A 13,302-nucleotide genomic window follows, 5' to 3' on the forward strand; every position below is an offset into this window, starting at 1 on the left:
GTAATTAACAATAAACACTCGAATTTACATGTATTTTATACAAATGTAATCATTTAATTAAAGTAATACATTACGATACACAGTCTAAAACACTGATTTCTAGAATATAACATGTGATTTCTTTTAATTATATTTATTAACTGAATAAACCAGTAGTTGGAAACTTACGATTAATATTGTAAGTCCTATTTGAGCTAATAATGTTACGAATGTGATTTACATTTATAAACTGGCAGTTGCAAGTTTAATTTTACACTTCTTTTTCAAGGTGCAGATTTGTAAACGTCTTGTTTTACAAAGTTCAACTTTGTAAAATGACTTTTTGTAAACATTCTGTCATTAATTTTAGAATTCAATTACAGATAGTATGAATTTTAGGTAATATTTGTAAACAAGTCCCTATTACTTTTTACGTATTTAATTCTAAGGAGCTTAACTAGACGTGGAGAACGCTATATATCACACTTATTCAAGCAGATATCGCGTAAAATTAAGAAGTGTAAATTTGAGGAGATTAGAAGAAACTGCTTTATAAAAATCAATTTTGTGCTTTGTAAACAAAAAGCAAGTATAAAAAGATTAATTATTCTTACGAGGTGGTTTTCTAAGTTTTAAATAACCAATAAATAATATATATGTGGCAAAAACAACAATTACAATTCGTAATATTAAATTTTGGTTGCTAACTTGATTGTTGGAAAGAATATCGCGTGATAATGCGGGAATCATAAAAATTAGCAAGCCAAATACTAAGGCTAGCTGTATGTATAAAAATACAATTTTAAGCTTTTCTTTTGTTGTTGAAGTAGAAGACGAAATTACTAATTTACTTTTTGCTTGCTTCCCCTTATTTTTTATAGGTTTAGGAGCTGGTTTACTTAGTCTTTGTTTTAATTTGTGTCCTAATACAAATGCTAAAACACAAATTCCGACCAAAATGTAAATTTCATTATTCATACTTAATAGATTGTTATAGAATATTTTTTAATTTCTTTTCTTTTTCGTGCTAATTCAGGACAATGATATGCTAATAATTGATAAAATTCGCTGGAATGATTCTTCACTTTAGTATGGCATAGTTCATGTAATATTACCATATCGCATAAGTCGGATGGTAATCTCATTAAGTGAAGATTTAGGTTTATTTTATTATCATAGGAACAGGATCCCCATCGACTTTTTGTGTTTTTAATTTTGACAGATTGAAATGTAAATCCACACTCTTTAGCAAGTTCCTTAATTCTATTCGGCAAATAGTGATTAGCCTCTCTGTGCAAAGTTTCAAGAATTGCACGTTGTATGAAAAGTTGTAATTCTGCATTTTGAATTTCGGTATTGACTGGATACTTTACCTCTAGTATTCCATTTAAGAGCTTAGCAGAAAAGTTACTCACATTCTCAGAGCAAAGCTTCAGCTGATGAAAACGTGTTTTAAAAAGGACCTCTGGAGTAAAAATGCTTTGTTTTTCCTCTTTTAGTTTTGTTTTTGCTTTATTGCTAATAATCCATGCTTTGTTTTGCTTTGCAAAATTAATAGCCTCGGTATAGCTTATTCCATAAGGTACATTCACCCAAATTCCTTTTTTAGGTGCAATTCTAACGGATAAACGTTTAAATTTTTTACTCTTTTTAAAGAGGATATCTCCAATATCCTCTAACAGGACAATTTTTTCTTCGGGCATAAAAAAAGCTTTGCTGTACGCAAAGCTATCAGAAATATCTTTTGAAAGAAATTATTTCTCCTTAATTAAATTACTCAATTTAGTAAAAGATTCGTCTACATTTTTGAACAAATCGGTATATACGGCCTTGTAGTAAGCTCTAACCAGTTTTGGATTGTCTTTACCATCAGGATGATTTACACGAGCAATTAGTTGATTGCGTGAAACAATTGTATTCTTAACAATTTCCATTACTTCTTCCTTATTTTCAGGATGTAAATAATTGTAATTGTAGCAATCTGAGATTACCTCAAAGCTAAGGTAATCGATATCCTTTTTTAAGCGTTTTCTACTTGCCATATCTATATTTTTGAATAAGTGATATAACAGATGATACTGTTATTCGTGCACAAAGATAATAAACACTTATTAATAATCCTTACGCTACTTTAAGGAATATTTATCCATCCAAAAGTTCATCACTTTAATATTATTTCGATAGAGAGTATAATAGTTTAATTAGGAAAAATCTTTAAGACTTTGCATTAATATCTTTCTACCCTGAAAAATACGACTTTTTATCGTTCCAATTGGTAAATCTAACTCTTCAGCAATTTCACGATATTTGTATCCTTCAATAAACATACGAAATGGCTCCCTAACAGACTGCTCTAATTTGTTAAATTCCTGCACAATATCATTATAATTTTGTGTCGACATTGGATTATCATAGCTCACATTTAAAATTCCTGCGTGACTTTTTGTTTCGTGCATCATCCATTCTCGTTGCTTGATTTTTCGCCTGTAGGTGTTGATAAAGATATTTTTCATAATGGTGAAAACCCATGCCTTTAAATTACTATGTGTAAATTTAGTTCTATAGGTAATAGCTTTCAACACTGTATCCTGACATAGATCCAGGGCATCATCCGGATTTGAAGTTAGCCTGTAGGCATAGTACTTTAGTTGTTGGTCAAGGCTAACAATATGTGATTTAAATTCTATTGTTGTCATGATTTTTATTTTTTTTAGTTTGTTTAACTAAATTACAAAAAACATGAACAAAAAGCAATGATTTATTTTTAAGTATCGGCATTATTAATCGGTTATTCTAAATAAGAAAACCTCAAAGCCCTCCTATTTAAGGATGAATTTGAGGTTTTTACAATTAAAATAAAATAAGACAAAGAGATATTTTATTATTCTAACTTAGTCACATATTCTTTAAAATCCATCAATGAGGATACTATTTTAACTTTTACATGCTTTTTAATAATTTGATTTTTCAGCTGAAATCCTGTAATTACGATATCTATAGGATCGAAATTTTCGGTTAATGAGACGATGTAATTATTTAATTCAGATTCACTTATTGGAGTAATAAAAGAGGTAAATAATCCATCGGGATGATAAGTAGCAACCACTTTCTGTAAATCGGAAAATGGAAGGTTTTGCCCTAAATATAAGGTTTTTATGCCGTATTTTTTTGCAATGTAATTGTAGAACAGTATACTTATTTCATGTAATTCATCTTCTTTCAGGAAAAAAATAATTTTTTTTGCATTTTCTTTACTTCCTCCAGAGAGTGAATCAATGGCTGCAAAAAGTTTTTGACGAATTAAATTTGAAATAAAATGTTCCTGTGCTGGGCTAATTGTTCCAATCTGCCATAATGTTCCAATTCGCTGAAAAAAGGGAAATAGAATTTGAAAGGTTGTCTCCTCCATCCCTTTAGCAAGCAAGCATCGGTTTAGTATCGATTCAAAAAGATCTTCATCAAAATTAATGGTTGCCAGTATAAGTTTATCGATACTGATATCTTCTATATTAATAGATTTGGATAACTCCAAAATATTGGTTTCAAGATCAATATCTCCCATTTTTGCCAGGTGAGAAATTTTAATTCCAGATGCATTAAGCATAGAAATATTGAGTAGCTTTTTTAAGTCTTCATCAGAATATAAGCGAATGTTAGTTTCTGTTCGTTCCGGCTGTATAATCCCATACCTTCTCTCCCACACTCTTATTGTATGTGCTTTTATTCCAGTTATTTGCTCAATATCTTTTATTGAATATCTACTCATTGAATTCACCTTATTATTAGCAGGATAGTTTATCGTTACGATAGTAAATCTAAATAAAAAATATAAAACCTACAGTGTTCGTGTAGGTTTTATTCGTATTTACTCTGGCATCAGAACTTTGTCAATTACATGAATCACTCCATTGGTTCCTTGAACGTTTGTTGCAAGTACATTTGTATTTTCATTGATAACAACCCCTGAACTTACTTCAATATTAAGTTGATTTGTATCGTTTAATGTTGATACCATTCCGGTAGTAACATCTTCGGCTCTAACATTTCCCGAAACAACATGATAAAGTAAAATTGGTGTTAATGTTTCAGCATCCAGGTCTTCAATTCCCGAAACTCCCAATTCTGTAAATAATGCTTCGAAGGCATCATCTGTTGGTGCAAATATTGTATAAGGACCATCACCACTTAAGGTACCTGCTAAATCGGCTTTCACAACTGCAGCTACTAAATGTTCAAAAGTTGGATCTGCAATTGCTATTTCTACAACATTTGGAGGAAGTAGAACCTTATCAACAATGTGAACTACTCCATTAAAAGCTTCTATATCGGCAGTTGTTACGGTGGTTTCTTTGTTAATTTTCACATTACCATCTACTTCAATTCTAAGTGAAACAGGATCATTGTTTGGACTATCCGTACTTAAGGATTCCAAATAACCAGTACTTAAATCGCCAGCCATTTGTTTACTTCCGATAACGTGGTATAATAATATTTGAGTCAATGCATCAACTGATAAATCAGCAATTCCTGACACTCCTAGTGTGTTAAATAATTCTTGAAAAGCCGCATTTGTAGGAGCAAATACAGTAAATGATCCTTCAGAATCGAGGGTTTGCACTAGATCAGCCTTATCGAGAGCTGCTACCAAATTGGTAAAATCACTATTTCCAGCTGCAATATCTGCTATTGATTGAGGCTCTTCTTCCAATTCTGGCACAATTACCTTATCAATTACATGAACAACTCCATTTTTAGCTTGAACATCTGTTGCTATTACATTGGAATTTCCGTTTAAAACAACCCCTGATCCTGCTGTATTAATATCGAGTTCAAAATTTGAATTTAATGTCGAAACGGTACTAGTAGTAACATCTGTGGCCCTAACATTTCCAGAAACAACATGTGCTAAAAGTATGGGAGTTAAAGTTTCCACACTAATATCAGCAATACCTGAAACCCCTAAATTTGTAAATAGTTGTTCGAAAGCACTATCATTTGGCGCAAAAATAGTAAAAGGGCCTTCCGCTTTTAATGCATCTACAAGATTGGCTTTAACAACTGCCTCCACTAAATGAGTAAAAGAACTATTCGCAATTGCAATGTCAACAACCGTTGGGGGCAATAATACTTTATCAACAATATGGATAACTCCATTTGATGCCATAACATCTGCTGTTGTAACATTGGACGATCCGTTAATTTGAACTCCCGATTCTAAATCAATTAGCAATTTAATTGCATAATCACCTGGAGTAAATAGACTTAGCGTTTCTACATAACCACTTGATAATTGTGTTGATTTTACCTCTGTACCAATTACGTGATAGAGTAAAATTGGGGTAAGAGCTTCTGTACTAAGATCGGAAATACCCGAAACACCCAGCATTGTAAAAAGATCTTCGAAAGCGTCATTGGTTGGAGCAAAAACAGTAAAAGAACCGGATCCATCTAAAGTGCTTACTAAGTCTGCTTTGCTTAAGGCCTCAACAAGAATAGAAAAATCAGCATTTCCTACTGCAACATCTACTATTGTTTCTTCCATAGGAATAGGCTGATTATCATCGTCGTCATCAGAACAAGCGGATATAGTAAAAGCTAAAAAACTAAATAGGAAAAATATTCCCAAATTAAATTTGTAATTCCTGGATTTCATATCATTATTTTTTAATGGTTCAAACAGGAAACAAATCAAATTCATTTTTGTTCATTTGTTTTTAAGAATGAATGAACAAAAATGAAAAAAAAATTTTTTAACTAACGGAATTAGATTTTTTGACTGAAATTGAATCTGAATTTAATTTTCCTTCGCTAGTTGCAACTATCGTAGCAACTGTAGCATCTCCTGTCACATTGACTACGGTTCTAAGCATATCAAGAGGCCTATCAATTCCTAATATTAATGCTAAACCTTCAATGGGAATTCCCACTGATGTTAAAACAATGATTAACATGACAATACTACCACCAGGAACTCCTGGAGAGCCAATAGATGCAATTGTAGCGGTAGCTACAATTAGTAACTGATCGTATATATCTAGGTCTACACCAAATACTTGCGCTATGAAAACAGCCGCAATAGCTTGATAGCAGCTTGTTCCGTCCATATTAATAGTAACGCCAACGGGTAAAACAAAACTGGCAACTTCGCTGGTAACTCCTATTTCTTTTTCAACACATTCCATAGTAACCGGTAAGGTTGCGGCACTTGAGCTTGTTGAAAAGGCCAATAATTGAGCTGGTGAAATTGCCTTGTAAAAATTGGTGTATTTAATGGGTGTAAATATTTTCAGAAACAAAGGATAGATTATAAATATCATTACTAAAAGTCCTAGTATTACCGTTATTGCGTACAATCCTAAAGCAGAAAATAAATCTAAATCACCAGAAAAATCGACAATTAATCCTGCAATTAATGCGAAAACACCATAGGGAGCAAACATCATGATAAAGTCAATTATTTTAAGAATAATTGCATCTATCCCATCAAAAAATTCACGAACAACTTTAACTTTCTTTTCTTCTAAAATAACCATAGCTACACCAAATAAAATGGCAAAAAATATGATTTGAAGCATTTTAGAATTATCTGTTGCTGCCTGAAAAAAATTGGAAGGAACAACATCAACCAAAAATCGGAGCGGAGACTCATTTTTTAAATCGGAAGCTTGATTCTTCTTTAAGTCAATAGTTGCATGATATTTTTCTTGTAATTCAATTTTTTTATGGTCGGGAAAAGTATTGCCAGGCTCTATTGCATTTACTAAGAGCAAGCCAAAACTAACTGCAATAACTGTTGAAAGAACGTATAATGAAATAGTTTTAATTCCTATTCTTGATAATTTAGAAATGTTGGAAAGACTAGATATTCCTTTTACTAAGGATACAAAAATTAATGGAACAGCAATTAATTTTAAAAGGTTTAAGAAAATTACTCCCCATGGTTTGATCCAATCATTTGTGAACTTTGAAAATTCAAAATAAACGGCAATTAATCCGGCTATAATTCCAAATGCCATTCCAACTAGTATTTTCACATAAAGAGGTAATCTTTTCCACATAATTGAGAGAATTATTTTGTTAAGCTTTAAAGATAATGGATAAGACTATAAAAACAAAGCCCGAAAACCATTGGCTTTCGGGCTGAATATCTTTTTATTTTAATTAGCATCCACATCCGCTACCGCATCCTCCGGTATCGCAACTTCCGCTACCACATCCTCCTTGAGGAGCATATGCTTCTTTCATTTCTTCTTCTGATGCATCTCTAACTTCGATAACTTCTCCTTTGAAGAATAAAGTATCTCCTGCAAGAGGATGATTAAAATCCATTTTGATGGTTGCATCTGAAACTTCAAGAACGATACCGTTCATTCTACGTCCCGAATTATCTTGCATTGGAACTACATTTCCTTCTGCAATAACTTCTGAATCAAATTCACCATTAACTTCAAATATATTTTTTGGAAGATCAATCACAGCTTCTTCTGATGCCTCACCATAAGCTTCTTCAGTATCCAATTTGAAATCGAAAGAATCTCCAACTTTTAAGCCCATTAAATTCGCTTCAAATTTTTCCAACATCTGTCCAGCACCACATAAATAGGTAAGTGGAGTTTCTGCTACTGCTTTTTCAATAATCTCTCCTGAAAGATCAGTCTTTAATTCATAAATAACTGAAACAACCTTATCTTTTGAAATTGTCATAATATCTTTTTTTATTTATTATATCCTTAATTTGAACCTCGAATAAGAAAATTCTGTACAAAGAAAGTACAATTATTTCTTTATTCAAATAAAAAAGGAGTTGATAGTCTAAAATTATTTATTTATTCTACTTGTAAAGTTTTGGATTTAAAGCATCGGGTCTCCAATTATACAGAAAGGATTTAAGTTTCTCGTAATCGTAGGCTTTATCTTGTTCCAAATTACCTGTATTTTGTGTGTGTAGTCGCTCCCCATCTCCATTTAACACAAGCATTACTGGGAATCCAAAACGCTGAGGATAACCAAGTTCTGCCAATGCATCTAAGTTTTTATTCTCTACACTATAATTTACTTCCAAAAAAATGTAATTATCTTCTACTAATTTATTTAAAGAAGTTTCGGTTTGCAGATAATTATGCATTTTTATACACCAAGGGCACCAATTACCTCCAATTTGTAGTAATACATGTTTTCCTTCTTTTTTAGCTTTACTAACAGCTTTTGCAATTTCATATTTGCCATTGAGTGATGGATCGTAAGGTTTTTGCCCCATTGAGATCAAACTACAGACAAGAAATAGGCTAAGTAAAACTGCAATTTTTTTAGTTTTCATGTTTGTGTTTTAAATTTGTGGTAATTTAAATTAAATTGAAGGCAAATCAAGTAAAATTGATCGTTTTAACGAACAAATAACATTTCAATACTTTACTTATGCATCGTATGTTGTAAAAATACTATCGTATTGGTACGGTTTAGAAGGATAAACCCTAGTTTTACAAAGAATTTACATGAAAAATAACTTCTATGTCGGAACAGTTTAAGTCATCGGATCTCGTTTTTGATAGAGATCATATTTGGCATCCATATACTTCAATGCATAATCCACTTCCAGTATTCCCTGTAGTTTCGGCTGACGGTGTGCGACTAAAATTGGATTCGGGTCAAGATATTATTGATGGGATGTCTTCATGGTGGTGTGCTGTCCATGGATATAATCATCCTGTTTTAAATGAAGCGATTCAAAGTCAATTAAAACAGATGTCGCATGTGATGTTTGGTGGTATTACTCATCAACCAGCAATTGAATTGGCGAAGTTATTAGTAGCCATAAGTCCTAAAGGAATGGAAAAGGTATTCTTTAGCGACTCTGGTTCTGTATCGGTTGAAGTGGCGATGAAAATGGCACTTCAATATTGGTTTACTAAAGGAAATCGAGCAAAGAATAAATTTTTGAGTATTCGATCAGGATACCATGGAGATACTTTTAATGCCATGTCTGTATGTGATCCTGTAACAGGAATGCATGAAATTTTTAGTGGTGTTTTACCTATTAATTACTTTGCCGAATCGCCAAATTGTGGTTTTTACGAGGATTGGGATCCTAATTCATTTCAATCTATGCAGAATCAAATTGACATGCATCATGAAGAGCTTGCCGCTATTATCTTAGAGCCTATAGTTCAAGGTGCTGGAGGGATGAAATTTTATCATCCTCAGTATTTGGTAGAATTGCGAAGAGCATGCGACAAGTATAACATACTGCTCATTCTCGACGAAATAGCTACTGGGTTTGGTAGAACCGGAAAATTTTTCGCCTGCGAACATGCTAATATATCTCCAGATATTATGTGTGTTGGAAAGGCTATTACTGGTGGATATTTAAGCTTTGCTGCTACCTTAACTTCTCAAAAAATAAGCGATGGAATTTCTGCAGGTGTTCCAGGTTGTTTTATGCATGGTCCAACTTTTATGGGAAATCCTTTAGCCTGTGCTGTTGGTGTTGCAAGTATCAATTTACTATTAAAATCCTCCTTTTTAGAGAAAGTTAATCGTATCGAAAAACAATTAATCTTGAATCTATCGAAGGCAAAAGAATTAAAACAAGTAAAAAATGTAAGAATTTTAGGTGCTATTGGAGTAATTGAAATGAAGGAGCCAGTAAATATGGCTTTGATTCAAAAACAATTTGTCGAGAATGGAGTTTGGGTGCGTCCATTCGGAAAATTAGTATACATTATGCCACCTTTTATAATAACTAACGAAGATTTATCTTTTCTTTGCCAAGCTTTGGTTAAAGTTGTCGCAATGCAATAAATTAAAATGGATCAAAAACTAAATAAATACAAAGAGGAATTACGACAGCTTGAAGAGTTGGGAAATCTTCGTGCTTTAAAAATGATTTCAGAGAATAACTACAAAATCAACCTCTCGTCTAATGATTATTTAGGAGTTAGTAAAAAGAATATCCCACGTCCTAAAGGAAATTCTTTTGGCTCTGGATCATCGCGTTTATTAACCGGAAATTTTAAAGAATATGAGTTATTGGAGACAGAATTGGAAAATTTGTATGGTCGTCCTTCCCTATTTTTTAATTCAGGATATCACGCCAACATAGGTATTTTAGCTGCTTTAGCTGGTAAAGACGATTTAATTGTATCCGATAAACTTAATCATGCTAGTATTATTGATGGAATTCGTTTGAGTAGTGCCGAACAAATTCGATTTAAACATGCTGATTACGATCACTTAATACATATTTTAACTTCTAAAAGGAAAGACTACAATCGCGTTTTTATTGTAAGTGAATCTGTTTTTAGTATGGATGGTGATGAAGCAGATCTTTTACAACTAATCGAGATTAAAAAACGTTTCGATTGCTTTCTGTATATCGATGAAGCTCATGCTTTGGGAGTTAGAGGAATTAAAGGTCTTGGTTTATCCGAAGAAAAAAACTGTTTAAATGAGATTGATTTATTGATTGGCACTTTTGGAAAAGCGATGAACTCAATTGGTGCTTACGTAATTTGCGATGCGATACTGAAGCAGTATTTAATTAACAAAATGCGTTCTTTAATTTTCACGACCGCTTTGCCACCAATTGTGATTAGTTGGAACTACATCATGTTGAGAACCATTGTAAAAATGAAAATGGAGAGGGAACATTTACAGTTGATATCGGAGCAATTAAGAGAAGGCTTGTTAAATGCTGGTATTGACACAATGGGAAGTTCAAATATTATTCCTGTTTTGGTTGGAGACAGTCAGAAATGCGTTAATTTAGCTGAGTATTTACAAAAAAAAGGATTTCTTGTATTCCCTATTCGTCCACCTGCTGTACCTAAAGATTCTGCTAGATTGCGAATTTCGGTTTGTGCGGATATGGATTGGGAAGATTTGAATGAATTACCTGAATTGATAAAGAACTTTTGCAATGAAAATTGAATGGTTACACAAATCGGATAACGAAAAGTGCATTTTATTTATGAATGGCTGGGCTTGCGATGCAAAGCCTTTTCAAACTTTAGGCTCAAAAGATTTTGATGTTTTAATGTGTTTTGATTATCGAGAAATCATTGTCCCAAAACAAATTGAAAGACTTTTTGAAAACTATCAGGAAGTACATTTAGTTGCCTGGTCATTTGGAGTTTATGTTGCAAATATGGTTTACCTTCCATGGAAGAATCTATTTGCAAGTAAAATAGCTATAAATGGAAGCTTACAGCCTATTGATAATTTGAAAGGAATTCCTCCAGCAATTTTTCAAGGAACTATTGATGGATTAAATTCTCAGACTATTGAGAAATTTTGGCTTAGAATGTGTGGAGGGAAAACGGAATTTAATTGCTTTAAAAGGCATCTTCCAAAACGCGATATTGAAGATCAAAAAGAAGAATTAATTAGTTTCCATGAACTTGTACAAAATCATTTTATTGATTGGAATTTGTTTGATACTGTACTGTTAGGAAAAGAGGATCGAATATTTCCATTTACAAATTTAGAAAACGCATGGAGCGGTCAAAAAAATGTAATTAAGAAGGAAAATGCTCCTCACTTTTGTTTTTACGCTTGGAATTTGTGGGACGATTTAATGAAGGAATGTAAAGGTGAAGCATCAAAATATCAACAAAGATAAAGTACAGAAAGGATTCGTAAAAAGTATCGAAACCTATCGCAAACATGCTATTGTTCAGGAAGCTATTGCCTCTAGGCTAATTAATGAATTGTTGCGTCAACCAAAAAAACACTTTCCCAGAGTGCTTGAAATTGGTTGTGGACCAGCAGTATTAACAGAAAAATTTTTCCAAAAATTTAATGCCGACTTATATTATGCAAATGATATTGTAAAGGAATATGCAAACATTCTTAAGTCTATTCATTCCGATATACAATTTTTGGGTGGCGATATTGAAGCTATGGAGCTACCACAAAATATGAATTTAATTATTTCAAGTTCCACTTTTCAGTGGTTCAACAATTTAGATGAATTTTTAACAAAAATTCATAAAGCTTTACAAGTCGATGGCCTACTTGTTTTTAGTACTTTTGGTCCCGATAATTTTAGAGAAATACGTGAAGTAAACGGCAAAGGATTAAATTATTTGTCGTTTGGAAAACTTGAACGACTTTTGTCGGAAAAATTTGAAATTCTTTGGAGCGACAAGGAAACAATTACTCGGTTTTTCTCAAATCCTCTTGGAGTTCTTGCGCATATGAAACAAACTGGTGTAAATGGAATTCCTGGAAAAGCCTGGACAAAAACTGATTTGAAAAATTTTAATGAGGATTATCAAGATTTGTTTGGTACGGATTTAGGAGTACCTCTCACCTATCAACCTTTATATTTTATTGCTAAACCAAAAAAAATACATTAATAATGCCAACCTATTTTATTGCAGGAATTGATACTGATACTGGTAAAACTTTTGCTACAGGCCTAATGGCCAGATATTTATTGGAGTATAAAAAATCAGTAATAACTCAAAAGTTTGCACAAACCGGATGTAAAGGTATCTCTGAAGATATTTTAATGCATCGGGAAATTATGGGAATGGAAATACAGAATGTGGATAAAGATGGTACTACCTGTCCTTATGTTTTTGACTATCCAGCGTCTCCGCATCTTGCTGCTCAAATGCAAAATCAGGAAATAGATATTAAAAGAATAGAAAAATCGTCAACTATTCTGGCCAATCAGTTTGACTATCTACTTTTAGAAGGAGTTGGTGGGATGCATGTTCCTATTACGATGGATTATTCCTTGCTTGATTTCATGGAGGAAAAAAAATATCCAGTGATTTTAGTCACTTCTTCAAAATTGGGTAGTATCAATCATACCCTTCTCAGTCTTGAAATTGCAAAACATCGACAAATTCCAATTAAAGGATTAATCTATAATCAATATCCGGCAAACAGTGAATTTATTTTAAATGATTCCATTAAAGTTTTTAAAACCTATTTGGAGAAATATGAATTTGATTGCCCAATTATTGAAATTCCCGAATTGAAAAAAAATGAAATGACAAAAGTTGATTTCGGGAAGTTGTTTTTTGCAAAATAAAAGCAAGTGAGTAAAATTAGAAAATAATTATTTCTTGAAGCCTTCGAGAAATGAAAATGCTGACCCTATTATAGCAAACATTATTTTTATGCAATTCTCAAGCACTTAAAACACCGTAAGAACCACCACAAAATCCTAAAATACAACACTTAACGTAAAATATACTGACTCCTTAACAAATATCATTCTAGAAAAAAATATTCATTTTTTATATATTTCACCTAATTCTTATCAATTTTTGTTAATACAGAGCTAAAGATCCTAATATGCTTGTTTATTAG

14 protein-coding genes are annotated in these 13,302 nt (G+C 32.4%); 5 read left to right on the forward strand and 9 right to left on the reverse strand.

Annotated elements, in window-relative coordinates:
* Positions 1–579: 579 nt before the first annotated feature.
* The 9 genes from BZG02_RS19655 to BZG02_RS19695 form a co-directional block, all read right to left on the reverse strand.
* A complete protein-coding gene (locus BZG02_RS19655; protein ID WP_101263458.1) occupies positions 580–957 on the reverse strand; it encodes a hypothetical protein in 378 nt (125 codons plus the stop codon).
* A 2-nt stretch (positions 958–959) separates the two neighbouring features.
* Positions 960–1,682, reverse strand: a complete 723-nt coding sequence (locus BZG02_RS19660; RefSeq protein WP_101263459.1) for a M48 family metallopeptidase — start codon at positions 1,680–1,682, stop codon at positions 960–962.
* 51 nt (positions 1,683–1,733) lie between these two features.
* Complete coding sequence (locus BZG02_RS19665; protein ID WP_101263460.1) at positions 1,734–2,021, reverse strand: hypothetical protein; 288 nt, start codon at positions 2,019–2,021, stop codon at positions 1,734–1,736.
* Between the two features lie 159 nt (positions 2,022–2,180).
* A complete protein-coding gene (locus BZG02_RS19670) occupies positions 2,181–2,675 on the reverse strand; it encodes an RNA polymerase sigma factor (RefSeq protein WP_101263461.1) in 495 nt (164 codons plus the stop codon).
* Between the two features lie 185 nt (positions 2,676–2,860).
* Positions 2,861–3,745, reverse strand: a complete 885-nt coding sequence (locus BZG02_RS19675) for a MerR family transcriptional regulator (RefSeq protein WP_101263462.1) — start codon at positions 3,743–3,745, stop codon at positions 2,861–2,863.
* Between the two features lie 99 nt (positions 3,746–3,844).
* Positions 3,845–5,632 carry a fasciclin domain-containing protein gene (locus BZG02_RS19680; protein WP_180335795.1) on the reverse strand — a complete coding sequence of 596 codons (1,788 nt, stop codon included), beginning with the start codon at positions 5,630–5,632 and terminating at the stop codon, positions 3,845–3,847.
* A 97-nt stretch (positions 5,633–5,729) separates the two neighbouring features.
* Positions 5,730–7,037: a dicarboxylate/amino acid:cation symporter gene (locus BZG02_RS19685; protein WP_101263464.1), complete on the reverse strand. Its 1,308-nt coding sequence runs from the start codon at positions 7,035–7,037 to the stop codon at positions 5,730–5,732.
* A 103-nt stretch (positions 7,038–7,140) separates the two neighbouring features.
* Positions 7,141–7,683: an FKBP-type peptidyl-prolyl cis-trans isomerase gene (locus BZG02_RS19690; protein WP_101263465.1), complete on the reverse strand. Its 543-nt coding sequence runs from the start codon at positions 7,681–7,683 to the stop codon at positions 7,141–7,143.
* Between the two features lie 127 nt (positions 7,684–7,810).
* The gene (locus tag BZG02_RS19695; protein WP_101263466.1) at positions 7,811–8,296 is read right to left on the reverse strand and encodes a thioredoxin family protein; all 486 of its coding nucleotides are present in this window, start codon (positions 8,294–8,296) and stop codon (positions 7,811–7,813) included.
* Between the two features lie 191 nt (positions 8,297–8,487).
* Here BZG02_RS19695 and bioA point away from each other — a divergent pair, with 191 nt between their 5' ends.
* From bioA to bioD, 5 genes are read left to right on the forward strand one after another with little or no spacing between them, the layout of a single operon-like run.
* On the forward strand, positions 8,488–9,777 hold the full coding sequence (gene bioA, locus BZG02_RS19700) for an adenosylmethionine--8-amino-7-oxononanoate transaminase (RefSeq protein ID WP_101263467.1): 1,290 nt from the start codon (positions 8,488–8,490) through the stop codon (positions 9,775–9,777).
* Positions 9,778–9,783: 6 nt separating this feature from the next.
* Positions 9,784–10,905, forward strand: a complete 1,122-nt coding sequence (locus BZG02_RS19705; protein ID WP_101263468.1) for an aminotransferase class I/II-fold pyridoxal phosphate-dependent enzyme — start codon at positions 9,784–9,786, stop codon at positions 10,903–10,905.
* On the forward strand, positions 10,895–11,596 hold the full coding sequence (locus tag BZG02_RS19710) for a DUF452 family protein (RefSeq protein WP_101263469.1): 702 nt from the start codon (positions 10,895–10,897) through the stop codon (positions 11,594–11,596). Before BZG02_RS19705 ends, BZG02_RS19710 begins: the two co-directional genes overlap by 11 nt.
* Positions 11,568–12,335: a malonyl-ACP O-methyltransferase BioC gene (gene bioC, locus BZG02_RS19715; protein ID WP_101263470.1), complete on the forward strand. Its 768-nt coding sequence runs from the start codon at positions 11,568–11,570 to the stop codon at positions 12,333–12,335. The genes BZG02_RS19710 and bioC overlap by 29 nt, the downstream gene beginning before the upstream one ends.
* Positions 12,336–12,337: 2 nt before the next feature.
* A complete protein-coding gene (bioD, locus tag BZG02_RS19720) occupies positions 12,338–13,021 on the forward strand; it encodes a dethiobiotin synthase (protein WP_101263471.1) in 684 nt (227 codons plus the stop codon).
* The last annotated feature ends 281 nt before the right edge of the window (positions 13,022–13,302 follow it).

The organism is Labilibaculum filiforme (assembly GCF_002843315.1).
Classification (GTDB): domain Bacteria; phylum Bacteroidota; class Bacteroidia; order Bacteroidales; family Marinifilaceae; genus Labilibaculum; species Labilibaculum filiforme.